The organism is Stenotrophomonas sp. PS02301 (assembly GCF_029959485.1).
GTDB classification, from domain to species: domain Bacteria; phylum Pseudomonadota; class Gammaproteobacteria; order Xanthomonadales; family Xanthomonadaceae; genus Stenotrophomonas; species Stenotrophomonas maltophilia_Z.
This window is the reverse complement of record NZ_JASCOO010000009.1, coordinates 21,065-38,070: the sequence shown is the minus strand read 5'-3', so window position 1 is coordinate 38,070 and position 17,006 is coordinate 21,065. Positions and strand designations below refer to the sequence as shown.

Sequence of the window (17,006 nt, the reverse complement as noted above, 5' to 3'; positions counted from 1 at the left end):
TTCTTGAACCAGGGCGCCGCAACCGCGCGTTCAGTCGACGCGGTCGGCGGCCACGCTGCGGACCATGATCCGGACCGGCATGCCGGCCGCATGCTGCAGTGATTCCAGCGGTGCCCAGCCCAGCCGACGATACAGGCCGCCATCATCGGCTTCGGTCTGCAGGTAGAGATCGCGTACGCCAAGCGCGCGACCGCGCACCAGCAATTCTTCGATGACTTTCTCGGCCAGGCCGCGCCCGCGGTGCGCCGGATGGACATAGACGCCGCCCAGCCAGTGCAATCGTTCGGGCCGTTCGGTCCGCTCATGGAACTTGAGCTGCGCTGCGGCGACCGGCACCGCGTCATCCAGCGCGATCAGCAGCAGGGGCAACTCGTCGTCCTGCAGGAACACTTCCAGCCGCTGCTGCTGATCGAGCAGGGTCAGGTCCGGCACGTGGCGTCCCCATTGCTGGAAGTACCACTCGGCCAGGATGGGCAGCAGGTCGGGGCGGTCACTGAGGGGAACGATGGTGCAGGCCACGGTGAACGCTCCATGTTGGACGGGTCGGCTGCCATGGTACGCGGATGCGCGGGCATTTCGCCGCCGCTTGCAGCGGCCTTCACCCTGCGCGCAGACTATCGCCATGCACGCCAGCGCCTGCCATCTGCGGTGTTACGGAACGTCCAGCGATGTGGACCGGCATGACTTTGCGCAATGGGTGCTGCCGCTGCGCGGCGATCTGGATGTCGAGGTCGATGCGTTTGGCGGCCGCCTGGATGTGCTGCAGGGAGCCTTCGTGGCGCCCGGCGAGGGACATGCGCAGACCGGCGATGGCGATCATCTGATGTTGATCGTCGATTGCCCGGCAGGGGTGATCGATGACCACACCCTGGAGCACCTGCGCCGCCAGCGTTGGCTGGCACTGCCGAAGGGAGTGCGCCAGCGCCTGGCCGGTGCGCCCGCACACGGCAGTGAGGGTCTGCTCGCGACCCTGCTGCAGCAGTACGCGCCCGCTGGCAGCGCGGCACGCCTGCATGCTCTGTGCACCCGGCTCTCGGCCAACCCCGGCGCGGACTGGAACGTAGCCCGCATGGCCGCGCTGGTGGGCATCAGCGGCAGCCGCCTGCACGCGGCCTTCGTACAGGAATTCGGGGTGCCTCCCCAGGCGTGGCTGAGTGCCTGCCGGTTACGCTGGGCCAAGCACCGGCTGCTCACCAGCAGCGACAGCATCGCCACGATCGCGCTGGATGCCGGCTATTCCGAGCACAGTGCGCTGACCCGTGCCCTGCGCCGGGAAACCGGGCTGACCCCGCAGGCCTTCCGGCGGCAGTAGCCTCGGTCAAGACGTCGCGGTGCGCGGCTTCTACACTGCGCGGCCAATGCATACCGCGTGAGCTGCAATGAAACGATCGATGGGAGTGGGCATCGCCAACGGCATTGCCGCCGGCGCGCTGTGGGGCGTGGTGTTCCTGGCCCCGGCGGTGCTGCACAGCTTCAACGCGGTACAGCTCTCGGCCGGCCGTTATCTGGTCTACGGCCTGATTGCCGTCGTTCTGCTCGCGCCGCGCTGGCGGCAGCTCAAGGACCGGCTGGCCTGGCCCGAGTGGCGTGGTCTGCTGTGGCTGAGCTTGGCCGGCAACCTGGTCTACTTCCTGCTGCTGGCCAATGCCGTGCAGTGGGCCGGTGGTGCGGCCGCCTCGCTGATCGTGGGATTGATGCCGGTGGTGGTGACCCTGGCTGGCGTGCGCGAGGAAGGCGCCGTCCCGCTGCGACGCCTGGCTCCGGCGCTGCTGTTGTGCCTGCTCGGCGTGGCGCTGGTGGGCTATGAAGCTTTGATGGCCGAACATGCGCAGGGCTCGGCCGGGCGCCGGTTGCTGGGGCTGCTGTGCGCGGTCGGGGCGTTGTTGTCCTGGGCGGTGTATTCGATCGGCAACAGCCGCTGGCTGGCGCGCCGGCCGGATCTGTCCGGGCATGACTGGTCGCTGCTGACCGGCATCACCACCGGCGGGCTTGCCCTGGTACTGGTGCCCAGTGCGTTCCTGACCAGCGCGACGGTGCATCCGCCGGGCGAGTGGCTGAACTTCTGGCTGATCAGCGCGGGCGTGGCGGTGGTCGCCTCGGTGCTCGGCAATGCCTGCTGGAACCGCGCCAGCCGCCACCTGCCACTGACCCTCACCGGGCAGATGATCGTCTTCGAGACCCTGTTCGCCCTGCTGTACGGCTTTGCCTGGCAGCAGCGCTGGCCGACGCCGATGGAAACGGTCGCCATCGTCTGCCTGGTCTCGGGCGTGCTGATGTGCGCGCACGCGCATCGCCCACCGGCGGCGGTGGCGGAGCATGTGGGATAGGGAAGGCCTTGCCGCGGCTGGATGGTCACAATCGCAACTTGTTGGCCGACGATGGCAGCGGTTTACGTGCCACCATCTTTTGCAGCGCAGCACTTGACAAGCAGGGCGGCGGCGTAGTTTTCTTGATCCATGGTCATCACCGCCGCCCACGCCTACCTGCTCGTTCCCGCCTCCGCGGGCGCCCTGGCCGTGTCGACCGGTACCACCATCATTACCACCGCCACCACTCGCCCGGTGCGGCCCGTCGTCTTCGCGTAATTTCCGAAAACCACGGCCCCGCACCCAGATCAGGTGGCGGGGGAAACTCTCAAACCTGATGTGACGCGGGGCCTCCCATCGAGGTCAGCATGTCTTCTGTCGCCGCTTCCGCTCCACCTTCCGCCCAGCCCGCCGCTTCCGTCGCCGCGCGGGCCGGCGTGACCACCGTGGTCCACAAGTTCGGCGGCACCTCGGTGGCCGATGCCGAGCGCTATCGCCATGTGGCGCAGCTGCTGCTGGCGCGTGAGGAGACGATGCAGGTCACCGTGGTCTCGGCGATGAAGGGCGTGACCGATGCGCTGATCGGGGTGGCCACGTTGGCCGCAGAAGACGCCTCGGCCTGGCGCGAACAGTGGCACGCCTTGCGGGCACGCCACCGCGGTGCCGCCGTTGCCTTGCTCGGCGAGCACGCCGGGGCGACGGTGGAATGGCTGGACCAGCGCTTCGATCAGTTGGCCGAGGTGCTGGGTGCGCTGGCGGTGATCGGCGGCCTGCCCACCGAAGTGCTGGATCGCGTGCAGGGCATGGGCGAGGTGTATTCGGCCCAGCTGCTCGGGAAGTACCTGCAGACGCTGGGCGAAGACTGCGCGGTGCTGGACGCGCGCGATGTGCTGGTGATCGAGCGCGGTGAACTGGGCGTGGACGTGGACTGGGTGGGCAGCGCCGAGCGCCTGGCCCAGTGGCGGCTGCAGCATCCGCAATCGCGCATCGTGGCCACCGGCTTTGTCGCCCGTGATCGCCAGGACCGCATCACCACGCTGGGCCGCAACGGCAGCGACTACTCCGGCGCGATCTTCGCCGCCTTGTTCAATGCCGACGAGCTGCACATCTGGACCGACGTGGACGGTGTACTCTCGGCCGACCCGCGGGTGGTGCCCGAGGCGGTCCAGCTGGAAGCGCTGAGTTACGACGAAGCCTGCGAGTTGGCCTATTTCGGCGCCAAGGTGGTGCACCCGCAGACGATGTCGCCAGCGATCGAGCGCGGCCTGCCGATCATCATCCGCAACACCTTCCACCCGGACCATCCGGGCACGCGCATCACCGCCGAGCGCACCGTCTCCGGTCCGATCAAGGGCCTGACCCTGAGCCCGGACCTGGCCGTGATCAACCTGGAAGGCACCGGCCTGATCGGCGTGCCCGGCACGGCCGAGCGGGTGTTCGCCGCGCTGCGCAATGCGCATGTGTCGGTGGTGATGATCTCCCAGGGCTCCTCCGAGCACTCGATCTGCTGCGTGGTGAGGCAGGCCGAGGCGGTGCGCGCACGCGAATCGCTGCTGCAGGCCTTCGCGCACGAATTGAGCCTGGGCCAGGTGCAGCGCGTGCAGCTGACCGACAACGTGAGCGTGCTGGCCGCCGTGGGCGATGGCATGGCCGGGCAGCCCGGCGTGGCCGCGCGCCTGTTCGAGTCGCTGGGCCGCGCACAGGTGAACATTCTGGCGATCGCGCAGGGTTCCTCGGAGCGCAACATCTCGGTGGCGGTGGACAGCCGCCATGCGACCAAGGCGCTGCGCGCGGCACATGCCGGATTCTGGCTGTCGCCGCAGACGTTCTCGGTCGGTGTGATCGGCCCGGGCAATGTGGGCGCGGCGCTGCTGGATCAGCTGCAGGCCGCCCAGGTGCAGCTGCTCGGCCGCGCCAATGTGGATCTGCGCCTGCGCGCGGTCGCCTCGCGCAGCCGCATGGTCCTGGACGAGCGCGGCCTGAAAGGTGACTGGCGCGCGGCGCTGTCCGGCCCGGCGCAACCGAGTGATCTGGAGGCGTTCACGGAGCATCTGCTCTCCGCGCATCTGCCGCATGCGCTGATCATCGATTGCAGTGGCAGCGCCGACGTGGCCGACCGCTATGCCGGCTGGCTGGCCGCGGGCATCCATGTGGTCACCCCGAACAAACAGGCCGGTGCCGGCCCGCTGGAGCGCTATCACGCGATCCGCGAGGCAGCGGCTGGCAGTGGCGCGCGCTTCCGCTACGAAGCCACGGTCGGCGCGGGCCTGCCGGTGATCACCACGCTGCGCGACCTGGTCGATACCGGCGATGAGGTGCTGGCGATCGACGGCATCTTCTCCGGCACGCTGGCGTGGCTGTTCAACAAGTACGACGGCCAGGTGCCGTTCTCCGAACTGGTCAGCCAGGCGCGTGGCATGGGCTATACCGAGCCGGACCCGCGCGATGATCTCTCCGGCGTGGATGTCGCGCGCAAGCTGGTGATCCTGGCGCGTGAGGCAGGCCGTGAGCTCAGCCTGGCGCAGGTGCGCGTGGAAAGCCTGGTACCCGAAGCATTGCGCCAGGCCAGCGTGGACGACTTCATCGCCGGCCTGCCGCAGATCGATGCGGTGTTCGCCGAGCGCCTGGCGGCCGCCCGCGCGGACGGTGCCGTGCTGCGCTATGTGGCGCGCCTGACGCCGGACGGTGCCGAAGTGGGCCTGGTCGCGCTGCCGGCCGGCCATGCCTTCGCCAACCTGCGCCTGACCGACAACGTCGTGCAGTTCACCACGCGCCGCTACTGCGACAATCCGCTGGTGGTGCAGGGCCCGGGCGCCGGGCCGGAGGTGACCGCCGCCGGCGTGTTCGCCGATGTGCTGCGCGTGGCGGTGGGTGAAGGAGCACGTCTGTGACTGAGGGCAGCATGACGGAAGCACGTGCGTTTGCGCCGGCCTCGGTCGGCAACGTGGGGGTCGGGTTCGACATCCTTGGCCACGCCATTGAGGGCGTTGGCGATACCGTGACGGTGCGGCGAATCGGGGAACCGGTGGTCCGCATCCACGCGATCCGCGGTACCACGGTGGATCTGCCACGGGTGGCCGAGGACAACACCGCCGGCGCCGCGTTGATCGCGCTGCGTGCCGCGCTGGATCTGCCGTTCGGCTTCGAGGTGGAGATCGACAAGGGCATCGCGCTGGGCTCGGGCATGGGCGGTTCGGCCGCGTCGTGCGTGGCGGCGCTGGTCGCGGCCAATGCGCTGTTGCCGCAGCCCTTGTCGCGCGAGGCGCTGTATCCGTTCGCGTTGACCGGTGAGGCCGTGGCCAGCGGGGGCCGGCATGGCGACAACCTCGGGCCGATGCTGCTGGGCGGGCTGGTACTGAGCACGGCGGACCGGCTGGTGCCGGTGCCGGTCCCGGCGGCGTGGCACAGCCTGCTGGTGCACCCGGATGCCGTGCTGGAGACGCGCCGTGCGCGCGCCGCGCTGCAGGGGCATTACGCGTTGGGCGAGTTCGTCGCGCAGAGCGCGAATCTGGCGCTGGTGCTCAGTGGCTGCTTCACCGGCGATGCCTCGCTGGTCCGTGCCGGGCTGCGTGATGTGCTGGTCGAGCCACGCCGTGCCGGTCTGATCACCGGGTTTGCCGCCGCGCGCGACGCGGCGCTGGCGGCCGGAGCGATGGGCGCCAGTATTTCCGGCGCAGGGCCGAGCGTGTTTGCCTGGTTCGAGCAGCGTAACGCTGCCCTTGCTGCGCAGGCGGCCGTGCAACAGGCATTTGCCGAGTCCGGCTTCGACAGCCAGGCCTGGGTGTCGCCCTTGAATGCGCCCGCCGCGCGCCTGCTGTGACGCGTCCACTCTTTCTACTCTGGGATGTCCGATGAAGTTCGTTTCCACGCGTCACGCTGCACCCGCCGCTTCACTCAGCCACGCGCTCGCCGCTGGCCTCGCCCCGGACGGTGGCCTGTATGTCCCCGAACACCGCCCGCGCCTGCAGCACTGGTCAGCGCAGGGGTCCTTCGCACAGACCGCTGCGGCGCTGCTGGCGCCGTATTTCCATGACGATGCCCTGGAGAAAGCGCTGCCCGAACTGTGCGAGCAGGCCTTCGATTTCGATGCGCCACTGCGCCCCCTGGCGACCGCCGATGACCATGTGCTGGAGTTGTTCCATGGCCCCACGGCCGCCTTCAAGGATTTCGGTGCGCGCTTTCTCGCGGCGTGTCTTGCGCGCCTGCAGCAGGGGCGCGAGCGTCCGCTGACGATCGTGGTCGCGACCTCCGGCGACACCGGCGCCGCCGTCGCCGCGGCCTTCCATCGGCAGCCGGGAATCCGGGTGGTGGTGCTGTACCCGGATGGCCGTGTCTCGCCGCGCCAGGCGCATCAGCTGGGGTGCTTCGGCGACAACATCCACACGCTGCGCGTCGCCGGATCGTTCGACGATTGCCAGGCGATGGTGAAACAGGCGCTGGGCGATCGCGAGCTGCAGGACGCGGTGCCGTTGAGCTCGGCCAACAGCATCAGCCTGGGCCGCTGGCTCCCGCAGATGAGCTATTACGCCCACGCTGCCCTGGTCCATCAGGCGCAGACCGGCCACGTGCTCAACCTGGTGATTCCGACCGGCAACCTGGGCAATGCGATGGCAGCGATCCTGGCGCGGGCGATGGGCCTGCCGCTGGGGCAGATCGCGCTGGCGACCAATGCCAATGATGTGTTGCCGCGCTACTTCCACGGCGAGGCCTACCAGGCACAGACCAGCGTGGCGACGATCGCCAATGCCATGGACGTGGGGGCCCCGAGCAATTTCGAGCGGCTGCGGTGGCTGTACAACGACGACGATGCAGCACTGCGCGCTGCGTTCAGCGCGGAAGCGATCGACGATGCGGCGATCCGCGAGCTGATCCGTCGGCGACATGACCTGTATGGCGAGGTGTTCTGCCCGCATACGGCGACGGCGGTGGCGCGCCTGGAGCATCTGCGGGCCGCGGGCGCACAGGGCCACTGGGCGGTGGCGGCGACCGCACACCCGGCCAAGTTCGAATCGGTGGTGGAGCCATTGATCGGGCGGGCGCTGGACGTGCCGCCGGCCCTGGCCGCGCTGCTGGAGCGGCCCGCGCAGGCCGAAGCCTGCGCACCGGCGTATGGGGCGCTGCGTGAGGTGCTGTTGCGCGGGTGAGGCGGGGTCAGTACGACTCGTCGGCCGAGAGCTTCTGCAGGCCGGCTTCGTCCAGGATCTCGACGGTGTTCAGATGGGGCAGGGCGATCAGGCCCTGCTGGCGCAGCTTGGTGAAGGTGCGGCTGACGGTTTCCATGGTCAGGCCGAGATGGTCGGCGATGTCGCCACGGCCCATCGGCAGGGTCACGCGCAGCCCCGGCTCACCGAGCAGCGCTTCGCGCGCGGCCAGGCGCAGCAGGAAATCGGCGACCTTCTCGGCCGGCTGCAGCCGGCCCAGCGCCATCGCGGCATCCTGCGCGGCATCCAGCTCCTGGCAGGCGCGCTGCAGCAGCTTGCGCTCCAGATGCGGGAAGCGCGAGCGCAGGTCCTTCATCTGCGGCAGGGCCACGCGGCAGACCCGGCTGTCGGCGATGGCCTCGATGTCATAACGGTGGTGATCGCTGCCGCTCAACCCGAGAAAATCGCCGGGCAGCACGAAGCCGCTGATCTGGCGGCGGCCATCGGCCAGCGTGCGGACCAGGCGCAGCGCACCGGCGGTAATCGTATAGACATGTTGGCGCGGCTCACCGGCACGGGCCAGGGTGGAGCCCAGCGGCAGTGCCTGGGACACGGTGACCCGCTCCAGCGCCTGCACTTCATCCGGCGACAGCGCCGAGCAGACCGCCAGGTGCCGTACCGAGCAATGCAGACAGTCGCGCAGCGGCGAACAACCGGGGGCGGCGGGGTCTTCAACAGCGGAAAGCGCGGTACCGGAGTGGGGCCGGGTCATGTCAGGTCAGCAAGCGGGACCTGCCTATGATACGTCATGCCGTCATTGGCCCGGCCCCGACGCCCGGATGCGGCTCGTTGCGCCGGCTGCGGCTAGAATATGCCGCTCGCTCATCCCCCCGTTTCCGCAGGAGTCCCGCAAGTGATCAAGCCCCGTACGCCGCCCGGCATCATGGAATTGCTGCCGCGTGAGCAGATCGCGTTCCAGCGCATGCTGGACGTCATCCGCCGCAACTACGAGCGGTTCGGGTTCCTGCCGGTGGAAACCCCGGTGTTCGAGCTGTCCGATGTGCTGCTGACCAAATCCGGTGGCGAGACCGAGCGCCAGGTGTATTTCGTGCAGTCGACCGGCGCGCTGGCCAATGCCGCCGAAGCCGAAGAGAAAGCGCTGCCCGAGCTGGCCCTGCGCTTCGATCTGACCGTGCCGCTGGCGCGCTACGTCGCTGAGCACGAACACGACCTGACCTTCCCGTTCCGCCGTTACCAGATGCAGCGCGTGTACCGCGGTGAGCGTGCCCAGCGGGGCCGTTTCCGCGAGTTCTACCAGTGCGACATCGATGTGATCGGCAAGGACGCGCTGAGCACCCGCTATGACGCCGAAGTGCTGGCGGTCATCCACGCGGTGTTCGCCGAGCTGCGCATCGGTGATTTCTCGGTGCAGCTCAACAACCGCAAGCTGATGCGCGGGTTCTTCGAAAGCCTGGGCGTGGCCGATGGCGAACGCCAGCTGGCCGTGCTGCGCGAAGTGGACAAGCTGGACAAGCGCGGCGCCGATTACGTGCGCGAGACGCTGGGGGGCGAGGGCTTTGCGATTCCGGCCGAGCAGGTCGAGCGCATCCTGGCCTTCGTGGCGGTGCGGTCGAGCAGCCATGCCGATGCGCTGGCGCAGCTGGATGCGCTGCTGGCCGACGGCGCCGCCAGCGAGACGCTGAAGCTGGGCGTGGCCGAGCTGCGCGAAGTGCTGCAGCTGGTCAAGGCGCTGGGCGTGCCCGAAACCGCGTACTGCCTGAACTTCTCGATCGCGCGCGGCCTGGATTACTACACCGGCACCGTCTACGAGACCACGCTGACCGACCACCCGCAGATCGGCTCGATCTGCTCTGGTGGCCGTTACGAAGACCTGGCCAGCCACTACAGCAAGTCCAAGCTGCCGGGCGTGGGCATCTCCATCGGCCTGACCCGCCTGTTCTGGCAGCTGCGCGAAGCCGGCCTGATCGCCGGTATCGAGGACAGCAGCGTGCATGCGCTGGTGGCCCTGATGGATGACAACGGCCTGCCCGAGTCGCTGGATATCGCCCGTCGCCTGCGCGTGGGCGGCATCAACGCCGAAGTGCAGATGGAGCCGAAGAAGATCGGCAAGCAGTTCCAGTACGCGGCCAAGGCCGGCATCCGTTTCGTCGTGCTGGCCGGTGAAGATGAGCTGGCCCGTGGCGTGGTGGCGGTCAAGGATCTGCTGCGCGAGCAGCAGTTCGAGGTCGCCCGCGACGAGCTGGCCAGCGCGCTGCAGGTCGAGCTGGAGCAGGCCAAGGCCATGGCATGAAGCGGCTTGGGGCAGGGGCGCTGATGGTGCTCCTGCTCGCGGCCTGCCAGAGTGATCCGGCGCTGCGCAGCCAGCGGATCGGCCCGGGGCACTACCAGCTCTCGGTCGATCGCTGCCATGTGATCGATCGGGAACAGCTTGAGCACGACCTGCGCGCGCTGGCCGGCAACCGCTGTCCCGGCGGCGCCGGCCCCCTGCAGGCCGTGGAGTCGTTCCCCAGCCGCCAGGGCAGCCTGCTCGGCGAATGCCTGCGCAGCGGCGGCCTGCGTGCCGAGGTCCGCTGCCGGTAGGGGCCGACTGCTGGTCGGCGTGCTTCCTTGGATACCCATCACAACGCCCGCTAACGCGGGCGTTGTGCGTTTCCAGACCCTGAACCGGTCCATTTCGCCTGCGGCGGCGGTTTGACTGCGCGGTTTCGTTTGCGCTAATGTAATAGCACGCTATTACATTGATACGATGAAACTACGTCCCGTCCCCCGCGAAAAAGACGCCCAGGCCGATCTGGCCTCGCTGGCGCGTGCCTTTGCTGCCCTGTCCGATCCGGACGCGGTGACCGCGTTCCTGCGCGATCTGTGCACCCCCGCCGAGCTGGAAGCGCTGTCCGACCGCTGGAAGGTCGTGCCGCTGCTGCAGCAGAGCGTGCCGTATCGCGAGATCCATGAGTTGACCGGGGTCAGCGTGACCACCACCGGACGCGTGGCGCGCTCGCTGGACCACGGCCACGGCGGTTACGCCGCCGCCATCGCCGCCACGCCGCCCTCCCCCGAATCCGAGTAGAGACCTCCCCCATGAGTGCAACCCAGACCGCCCCGGCACGTGACCGGCTGCGTATCGCCATCCAGAAGAACGGGCGGCTGGCCGAGCCCGCCCGCAGCCTGCTGACCGCCTGCGGGCTGAGCTGGCGACAGAGCCGCGACAAGCTGTTCTGCTACGGCGAATCGCTGCCGGTGGATCTGCTGCTGGTCCGCGACGACGATATCCCCGGCCTGATCGCCGATGGCGTGTGCGACTTCGGCATCGTCGGGCGCAACGAGCTGGACGAGCAGGGCGCCGCCCGCCGCCGGATCGGCCTGCCGGATGCGTACCAGGCGCTGCGCGGGCTCAACTTCGGCCAGTGCCGCTTGATGCTGGCGGTGCCGGAGGAGTGGGAATGGACGGGCGTGGAGCAGCTGGCCGGCAAGCGCATCGCCACCAGCTACCCCGCGATCCTGGCTGATTGGCTGGCCGAACGCGGCGTGGATGCCCAAGTGGTCGAACTGTCTGGCTCGGTCGAAATCGCCCCGCGCCTGGGCACGGCTGATCTGATCTGCGATCTGGTGTCCAGCGGCGCCACCCTGGCCGCCAACCAGCTCAAGCCGGTCGAAACCCTGCTGGAAAGCGAAGCGGTGCTGGCTGGCCCGGTCCGTACACCCGATGACGCCCGCGCCGGTCTGATGGCCATGCTGCTGCGTCGTCTTGATGGCGTGGTGAAGGTGCAGGACAGCAAGCTGCTGATGTTCCGCGCCGCGCTGGACCGGGTCTCCGAGTTGACCCGCCTGCTGCCCGATGCCGATCCGCTGGTGCAGCTGCCCGATGATGGCGGCCACCTGCGTTTGCAGACCATGTGCCACGGTGCGTTGACCTGGCAGCGGTTGGAGGACCTGGAGCGCGCGGGCGCGCAGGGATTGATGGTGCTGAGTGTGGAGCGGTCGCTGGCATGAATCGTTTGACGTGGTCCCAATTGGATGCCGGCGCCCAGGCGCAGGCGCTGCAACGCCCGGTCCAGGCCGTGGCGGCGCGTACCCGTGCGTCTGTCGCGGCCTTGATCGCAGCGGTGCGCGAAGGCGGCGATGCCGCACTGCGCGAGATCACCCTGCGCTTCGACGGGGTGGCGCCGGAGACGTTCGAGGTGAGCGAAGGTGAATTCGCTGCGGCCGAACAGGCCGTCTCGGCCGAACTGCGTCAGGCGATGATCGATGCCGCCGCGCGCATCCGTACCTTCCACCAGGCCGGCATGAGCCAGGGCTATTCGGTCGAGACCGCGCCCGGCGTGCGTTGCGAGCGCGTGGTGCGCCCGATCGGTCGGGTGGGTCTGTATGTGCCGGCTGGCAGCGCGCCGTTGCCGTCCACCGCGTTGATGCTGGGCGTGCCCGCACAGCTGGCCGGCTGTCGTGAAGTCGTGTTGTGCACGCCGCCGCGCAAGGACGGCAGTGCCGATCCTGCGGTGCTGGTGGCCGCGCGCCTGACCGGCGTGCACCGCGTGTTCAAGCTGGGCGGCGCGCAGGCGATCGCGGCGATGGCCTATGGCACTGACAGCGTGCCGGCCTGCGACAAGCTGTATGGCCCGGGCAACAGTTACGTGACCGAAGCCAAGCAACAGGTTGCCCAGGACGGTGCCGCGGCGATCGACATGCCGGCCGGGCCGTCCGAAGTACTGGTGATTGCCGATGCCGGTGCCACTCCGGCATTCGTTGCCGCCGATCTGCTCTCGCAGGCCGAGCACGGTCCGGACTCGCAGGTGCTGCTGCTGACCGACGATGCGCGGATGGTGGATCAGGTTGAAGCGGCGGTGGAGGCGCAGCTGGCGCAGTTGTCGCGTGCGGAAATCGCGGCGCAGGCGCTGGCGTCCTCGCGTTTGATCCTGGTCGAGTCGCTGGACGACGCCTTCGCGATCAGCAACCGGTATGCCCCGGAGCACTTGATCCTGGCGCTGCGCGAGCCGCGCGCCTGGTTGGACAAGGTGGAGGCCGCCGGTTCGGTGTTCCTTGGCGATTACACCCCCGAAGCGCTGGGCGATTACTGCAGTGGCACCAACCACGTGCTGCCGACCGCCGGTGCCGCACGTGCCTACAGTGGCGTCAGCGTGGCCAGCTTCCAGAACCTGATCAGCGTGCAGTCGGCCACGCCCGCTGGCATCGCGGCGATCGGCGAGTGTGCCCGTGTGCTGGCACGCGCCGAAGGCCTGGATGCCCACGAGAACGCGGTGACCCTGCGCATGGAGGCGGCCGCATGAGCACTGGCTCCCTCCTGGCCCTGGTGCGTGCCGACCTGCAGGCGTTTGCCGGGTATTCCTCGGCGCGCAGCAGTGCACTGGTCGGGGATGTCTGGCTCAACGCGAATGAGTCGGCGTGGGCCAACCCGGCCGACGCCGCCGGTGGCGCGCGCCGCTATCCCGACCCACAGCCGGCGGCGTTGCGAGATCGGCTGGCCGAGCTGTACGGCTGCTCCGCCGAACAACTGCTGATCGGCCGTGGGAGTGACGAGGCCATCGATCTGCTGGTGCGCGCGCTGTGCGAGCCGGGCCGCGATGCGGTGCTGACCACACCGCCGGTGTTTGGCATGTATGCCGTCTGCGCGCGGCTGCAGAACGCGCCGTTGGTCGAAGTGCCCTTGGTCGATCAGGGCGATGCGTTGGTCGCCGATATCGATGCGGTGATCGCCGCGGCGCTGGGTGGTAACGCCAAGCTGGTGTTCCTGTGCTCGCCGTCCAATCCCGCCGGCAGCGTGATCCCGTTGGCCGAGATCGAGCGGGTGGCCATCGCGTTGCAGGGCAGGGCGATGGTGGTGGTGGATGAGGCCTACGGTGAATATGCCGAGCAGCCGTCCGCGACCACACTGTTGAGCCGTTACGAGAACATCGCTGTGCTGCGCACGTTGTCCAAGGCGCATGCACTGGCGGCCGCCCGCATTGGCAGCCTGATCGCCGATGCTGCCCTGATCCAGGTGCTGCGCCGCTGCCAGGCGCCATACCCGGTACCCGCGCCCTGTGCCGAGTTGGCGTTGGCCGGTCTCGGCGCCGAGAGCCTGGCCATCACCACCCAGCGCATCGCGAAGATCAAGGCCGAACGTACTCGCCTGCAGTCCGGCCTGGCCGCGCTGCCCGGTGTGGTGCGTGTCTATCCCTCGCAGGGCAACTACCTGCTGGCCCGCTTTGCCGACCCACAAGGCGCGTTCGATGCGCTGCTCGCCGCCGGTGTGGTGGTGCGTGACCAGCGTGCCGCGCCGCAACTGGGGGATGCACTGCGCATCACCCTCGGCAGCCCGGAACAGAACGACCGTGTACTCGCCGCCCTGATGGCCCGGAGGGCCGCCGCATGACCCCGATTCTGTTCGTCGACCGCGACGGCACCCTGATCGAAGAACCCGCCGATTTCCAGATCGACGCCTACGAGAAGCTGCGCTTCGTGCGCGATGTGATCCCGGCGATGCTCAAGCTGCGCGATGCGGGCTATCAGTTCGTGATCGTCAGCAACCAGGATGGCCTGGGCACCGAAGGCTATCCTCAGGCCAGCTTCGATGGCCCCAACGATCTGATGGTGCAGATCTTCGCCAGCCAGGGCATCACCTTCCGTGACGTGCTGATCGACGGCACCTGGCCGCAGGACAACGCGCCGACCCGCAAGCCGGGTATCGGCCTGATGCTGCCGTACCTGCAGGACCGCAGCATCGACTGGTCGCGCTCGGCGATGGTGGGTGACCGCCTGACCGATATCCAGTTCGCGGAGAACATGAAGATCCGAGGTTTCCAGCTGCGCACCGAGCAGTTCGGCGGCGACTGGGACTGGACCTCGATCGCGCATGAGCTGGCCGATGCACCGCGCCGCGCCACTGTGCAGCGCAATACCAAGGAGACGAAGATCCGGGTCGAGGTCGATCTGGATCGCACCGCCGAGCCGCAGACCCACACCGGGCTGCCGTTCTTCGATCACATGCTGGAGCAGATCGGCAAGCACGGCGGCTTCGCGCTGAGCGTGCAGGCCGAGGGCGACCTGCACATCGACGAGCACCACACCATTGAAGACACCGGCCTGGCGCTCGGCCAGGCCCTGCGCGAGGCACTTGGCGACAAGCGTGGTATCGGCCGCTACGGCTTCACCCTGCCGATGGATGAGACGCTGGCCAGTGCCGCGCTGGATTTCAGCGGCCGCCCGTACTTCGTCTTCGAAGGCGAGTTCAAGCGCGAGCGCGTGGGCGACATGCCGACCGAGCTGGTGCCGCACTTCTTCCGCTCGCTGTGCGATGCGGCCGGGTTGAACCTGCACCTGAGCGTGCGCGGTGACAACGACCACCACAAGGTCGAGGCCTGCTTCAAGGCGCTGGCGCGCGCGCTGCGCCAGGCCTTGCCGCGCCAAGGCACGGCGTTGCCGAGCACCAAGGGGGCGCTGTGACCGAGGTTGCGCTGATCGATGCGGGTGGGGCCAACCTCGGCTCGGTCCGCTATGCGCTGGAACGGCTGGGCGTGCAGGTGCGGCTGGTGCGCGATGCGCAGGGCCTGGAAGGTGTCTCGCGGGTGATCCTGCCCGGCGTTGGTGCGGCCCCGCACGGCATGGCGCGGCTGCATGCACAGGGCCTGGTGCAGCCGCTGCGCGAGCTGCAGGTGCCGCTGCTCGGGATCTGCCTGGGCATGCAGCTGCTGTTCGACGGCTCTGAAGAAGGCCACGTCGAATGCCTGGGCCTGTTGCCCGGGGTCGTGCGCCACCTGCGTCCTGCCACCGGCATCCGTGTGCCGCACATGGGCTGGAACCGGCTGTTGCCCCTGCGCGAGTCAGCGCTGCTGGCCGGCGTGCAGGCGCGGGCCAGCGCCTACTTCGTCCACAGCTACGCCGCGCCCCTGGGCGAAGACACGGTCGCGGCCTGCGATCACGGCGGGCTGTTCGCGGCCGTCGTGCAGCGCGGCCGGCACAGTGGTGCCCAGTTCCACCCGGAGCGCTCGGCCGATACCGGCGCGCGCATCCTGCGCAATTTCATCGAGAACGAACCGACATGAGTTTCATCGTCTATCCCGCCCTGGATATCCGCGAAGGCCGCGTGGTGCGGCTGCTGCAGGGTGACTACGCGCAGCAGACCACCTACGGCGATGACCCGCTGCCGCGCGCGCAGGCGTTTGCCGCGGCGGGCGCAAGCTGGATGCATCTGGTGGATCTGGATGCGGCCCGCGGCGGTGGTTACACGTTGGCACCGCTGCTGTCCTCGATCGCGTCGCAGGCCGGCCTGAAGGTGCAGACCGGCGGCGGTGTGCGCTCGCGCGATGACGTCGCCCGGATTCTCGACGCCGGTGCCACCCGCGTGGTGGTCGGCTCGGTATCGGTCCGCGAGCCGGACACGGTGATTGGCTGGCTGCGCGAATTTGGCCCTGAACGGCTCACCATCGCGCTCGACGCGCGCCAGGCCAAGGATGGTCGCTGGCTGCTTCCTGTGCATGGCTGGACCGAGACCGCCGAGGACACGCTGGACGTGTTGGCCCAGCGCTACGCAGAGGCGGGCATGCAGCACCTGCTGTGCACGGATATCGCGCGCGACGGCATGCTGTCCGGGCCGAACATCGATCTCTACCGGCATCTGGCCGCACGGCTTCCCGGCGTGGCGGTGCAGGCCTCCGGTGGCGTGCGCGATGCCGATGATGTCGCCCAGGCCAAGGCGGTCGGCTGCGGCGGGGCGATCCTCGGCAAGGCATTGCTGGAAGGGCGCATGACCCTGGAAGGAGCGCTGGCATGTTGAGCCGCCGCCTGATTCCCTGCCTGGATGTGCGCGATGGTCGCGTGGTCAAGGGCGTGCGCTTCCGCGATCACGTGGACATGGGCGATATCGCCGAACTGGCGATGCGCTACCGCGACCAGGGCGCGGATGAACTCGTGTTCTATGACATCGGCGCCAGCCCGGAAGGGCGCGCGGTGGACGTGGCCTGGATCGAGCGCATCGCGCGCCTGATCGACATTCCGTTCTGCGTCGCCGGCGGGATCAGCGATGTGGAGACCGCACGGCGCGTGCTGCACGCCGGTGCCGATAAAGTCTCGATCAACTCGCCGGCTCTCGGACGGCCCGAACTGATCGAGGAGCTGGCCGATGCCTTCGGCGTCCAGTGCGTGGTGGTCGGTATCGATTCGGTGCGCGAGGCGGACGGACAATGGCGGGTGCGCCGCTTCAGCGGCGATCCGGACAAGACCCAGGCGGTGGCGGTCCGTACCTTGGACTGGGTGGTGGAGGCACAGCGCCGGGGTGCCGGGGAGATCGTGCTCAACTGCATGGACAGCGATGGCGTGCGCCGCGGCTACGATGTGGCGCAGCTGCGCCAGGCGCGTGCGCTGTGCCAGGTGCCACTGATCGCCTCCGGCGGCGCTGGCGAGATGCAGCACTTCGCCGATGTGTTCGACCAGGCCGATGTCGACGGTGCGCTGGCCGCCAGCGTGTTCCACAGTGGCGCCATTGCCATTCCCGCGCTCAAGCAGTTCCTGCGCGAGCAGCAGATCGAGGTTCGAGATGTCTATTGAC

General features: G+C 68.8%; 18 protein-coding genes. 16 read left to right on the top strand and 2 right to left on the bottom strand.

The genetic code is table 11. The features are described from left to right. Positions 1-30 precede the first annotated feature (30 nt). Positions 31-519, bottom strand: coding sequence for a GNAT family N-acetyltransferase (locus tag QMX81_RS04035; protein ID WP_152150645.1), 489 nt, complete (start codon positions 517-519; stop codon positions 31-33). A gap of 103 nt (positions 520-622) precedes the next feature. Here QMX81_RS04035 and QMX81_RS04030 point away from each other — a divergent pair, with 103 nt between their 5' ends. From QMX81_RS04030 to thrC, 6 genes are all read left to right on the top strand, one after another. Beyond that, entirely contained in the window at positions 623-1,312 is a 690-nt protein-coding gene (locus QMX81_RS04030) for an AraC family transcriptional regulator (protein ID WP_152150647.1), read from the top strand. A 67-nt stretch (positions 1,313-1,379) separates the two neighbouring features. After that, the gene (locus QMX81_RS04025; RefSeq protein ID WP_121036637.1) at positions 1,380-2,327 is read left to right on the top strand and encodes a DMT family transporter; all 948 of its coding nucleotides are present in this window, start codon (positions 1,380-1,382) and stop codon (positions 2,325-2,327) included. A 129-nt stretch (positions 2,328-2,456) separates the two neighbouring features. After that, complete coding sequence (locus tag QMX81_RS04020) at positions 2,457-2,585, top strand: hypothetical protein (RefSeq protein WP_264298032.1); 129 nt, start codon at positions 2,457-2,459, stop codon at positions 2,583-2,585. Between the two features lie 89 nt (positions 2,586-2,674). Next, complete coding sequence (thrA, locus tag QMX81_RS04015; RefSeq protein ID WP_282258888.1) at positions 2,675-5,197, top strand: bifunctional aspartate kinase/homoserine dehydrogenase I; 2,523 nt, start codon at positions 2,675-2,677, stop codon at positions 5,195-5,197. A gap of 11 nt (positions 5,198-5,208) precedes the next feature. Next, a complete protein-coding gene (locus tag QMX81_RS04010; protein WP_152150649.1) occupies positions 5,209-6,126 on the top strand; it encodes a homoserine kinase in 918 nt (305 codons plus the stop codon). A gap of 31 nt (positions 6,127-6,157) precedes the next feature. Next, a complete protein-coding gene (gene thrC / locus QMX81_RS04005) occupies positions 6,158-7,450 on the top strand; it encodes a threonine synthase (RefSeq protein ID WP_121036639.1) in 1,293 nt (430 codons plus the stop codon). Positions 7,451-7,457: 7 nt separating this feature from the next. On the opposite strand, the gene QMX81_RS04000 is transcribed toward thrC, so the two are convergent. Then, the gene (locus QMX81_RS04000; protein ID WP_019183011.1) at positions 7,458-8,219 is read right to left on the bottom strand and encodes a helix-turn-helix domain-containing protein; all 762 of its coding nucleotides are present in this window, start codon (positions 8,217-8,219) and stop codon (positions 7,458-7,460) included. 141 nt (positions 8,220-8,360) lie between these two features. Here QMX81_RS04000 and hisS point away from each other — a divergent pair, with 141 nt between their 5' ends. The 10 genes from hisS to hisF all read left to right on the top strand — a co-directional run bounded on the left by hisS (position 8,361) and on the right by hisF (position 17,005). Further along, positions 8,361-9,758, top strand: coding sequence for a histidine--tRNA ligase (gene hisS, locus QMX81_RS03995; protein ID WP_121036640.1), 1,398 nt, complete (start codon positions 8,361-8,363; stop codon positions 9,756-9,758). Between the two features lie 23 nt (positions 9,759-9,781). Next, positions 9,782-10,048: a hypothetical protein gene (locus QMX81_RS03990; protein WP_282258887.1), complete on the top strand. Its 267-nt coding sequence runs from the start codon at positions 9,782-9,784 to the stop codon at positions 10,046-10,048. Positions 10,049-10,214: 166 nt separating this feature from the next. Further along, entirely contained in the window at positions 10,215-10,535 is a 321-nt protein-coding gene (locus tag QMX81_RS03985) for a YerC/YecD family TrpR-related protein (RefSeq protein WP_282258886.1), read from the top strand. An 11-nt stretch (positions 10,536-10,546) separates the two neighbouring features. Beyond that, on the top strand, positions 10,547-11,458 hold the full coding sequence (gene hisG, locus QMX81_RS03980) for an ATP phosphoribosyltransferase (RefSeq protein WP_121036643.1): 912 nt from the start codon (positions 10,547-10,549) through the stop codon (positions 11,456-11,458). After that, positions 11,455-12,750, top strand: coding sequence for a histidinol dehydrogenase (gene hisD / locus QMX81_RS03975; RefSeq protein ID WP_282258885.1), 1,296 nt, complete (start codon positions 11,455-11,457; stop codon positions 12,748-12,750). Before hisG ends, hisD begins: the two co-directional genes overlap by 4 nt. Next, complete coding sequence (gene hisC / locus QMX81_RS03970) at positions 12,747-13,835, top strand: histidinol-phosphate transaminase (RefSeq protein WP_282258883.1); 1,089 nt, start codon at positions 12,747-12,749, stop codon at positions 13,833-13,835. The genes hisD and hisC overlap by 4 nt, the downstream gene beginning before the upstream one ends. Further along, the gene (hisB, locus tag QMX81_RS03965) at positions 13,832-14,905 is read left to right on the top strand and encodes a bifunctional histidinol-phosphatase/imidazoleglycerol-phosphate dehydratase HisB (RefSeq protein WP_282258881.1); all 1,074 of its coding nucleotides are present in this window, start codon (positions 13,832-13,834) and stop codon (positions 14,903-14,905) included. The genes hisC and hisB overlap by 4 nt, the downstream gene beginning before the upstream one ends. Next, positions 14,902-15,504 carry an imidazole glycerol phosphate synthase subunit HisH gene (gene hisH / locus QMX81_RS03960; RefSeq protein WP_282258879.1) on the top strand — a complete coding sequence of 201 codons (603 nt, stop codon included), beginning with the start codon at positions 14,902-14,904 and terminating at the stop codon, positions 15,502-15,504. Before hisB ends, hisH begins: the two co-directional genes overlap by 4 nt. After that, positions 15,501-16,235: a 1-(5-phosphoribosyl)-5-[(5-phosphoribosylamino)methylideneamino]imidazole-4-carboxamide isomerase gene (hisA, locus tag QMX81_RS03955; RefSeq protein WP_282258878.1), complete on the top strand. Its 735-nt coding sequence runs from the start codon at positions 15,501-15,503 to the stop codon at positions 16,233-16,235. The genes hisH and hisA overlap by 4 nt, the downstream gene beginning before the upstream one ends. Beyond that, positions 16,229-17,005 (top strand): imidazole glycerol phosphate synthase subunit HisF, encoded by a 777-nt coding sequence (gene hisF, locus QMX81_RS03950; protein ID WP_282258877.1) that lies wholly within the window; start codon positions 16,229-16,231, stop codon positions 17,003-17,005. The genes hisA and hisF overlap by 7 nt, the downstream gene beginning before the upstream one ends. The last annotated feature ends 1 nt before the right edge of the window (position 17,006 follow it).

What these genes read in the sequence shown, in the direction of transcription:
- QMX81_RS04020 (WP_264298032.1), top strand. Translation starts at nt 2,457, where the DNA reads ATGGTCATCACCGCCGCCCACGCCTACCTGCTCGTTCCCGCCTCCGCG.
- hisF (WP_282258877.1), top strand. Translation starts at nt 16,229, where the DNA reads ATGTTGAGCCGCCGCCTGATTCCCTGCCTGGATGTGCGCGATGGTCGC.
- QMX81_RS04025 (WP_121036637.1), top strand. Translation starts at nt 1,380, where the DNA reads ATGAAACGATCGATGGGAGTGGGCATCGCCAACGGCATTGCCGCCGGC.
- QMX81_RS04010 (WP_152150649.1), top strand. Translation starts at nt 5,209, where the DNA reads ATGACGGAAGCACGTGCGTTTGCGCCGGCCTCGGTCGGCAACGTGGGG.
- QMX81_RS04030 (WP_152150647.1), top strand. Translation starts at nt 623, where the DNA reads ATGCACGCCAGCGCCTGCCATCTGCGGTGTTACGGAACGTCCAGCGAT.
- hisC (WP_282258883.1), top strand. Translation starts at nt 12,747, where the DNA reads ATGAGCACTGGCTCCCTCCTGGCCCTGGTGCGTGCCGACCTGCAGGCG.
- QMX81_RS03985 (WP_282258886.1), top strand. Translation starts at nt 10,215, where the DNA reads ATGAAACTACGTCCCGTCCCCCGCGAAAAAGACGCCCAGGCCGATCTG.
- QMX81_RS04000 (WP_019183011.1), bottom strand. Translation starts at nt 8,219, where the DNA reads ATGACCCGGCCCCACTCCGGTACCGCGCTTTCCGCTGTTGAAGACCCC.
- thrC (WP_121036639.1), top strand. Translation starts at nt 6,158, where the DNA reads ATGAAGTTCGTTTCCACGCGTCACGCTGCACCCGCCGCTTCACTCAGC.
- hisA (WP_282258878.1), top strand. Translation starts at nt 15,501, where the DNA reads ATGAGTTTCATCGTCTATCCCGCCCTGGATATCCGCGAAGGCCGCGTG.
- hisD (WP_282258885.1), top strand. Translation starts at nt 11,455, where the DNA reads ATGAATCGTTTGACGTGGTCCCAATTGGATGCCGGCGCCCAGGCGCAG.
- QMX81_RS03990 (WP_282258887.1), top strand. Translation starts at nt 9,782, where the DNA reads ATGGTGCTCCTGCTCGCGGCCTGCCAGAGTGATCCGGCGCTGCGCAGC.
- hisG (WP_121036643.1), top strand. Translation starts at nt 10,547, where the DNA reads ATGAGTGCAACCCAGACCGCCCCGGCACGTGACCGGCTGCGTATCGCC.
- hisB (WP_282258881.1), top strand. Translation starts at nt 13,832, where the DNA reads ATGACCCCGATTCTGTTCGTCGACCGCGACGGCACCCTGATCGAAGAA.
- thrA (WP_282258888.1), top strand. Translation starts at nt 2,675, where the DNA reads ATGTCTTCTGTCGCCGCTTCCGCTCCACCTTCCGCCCAGCCCGCCGCT.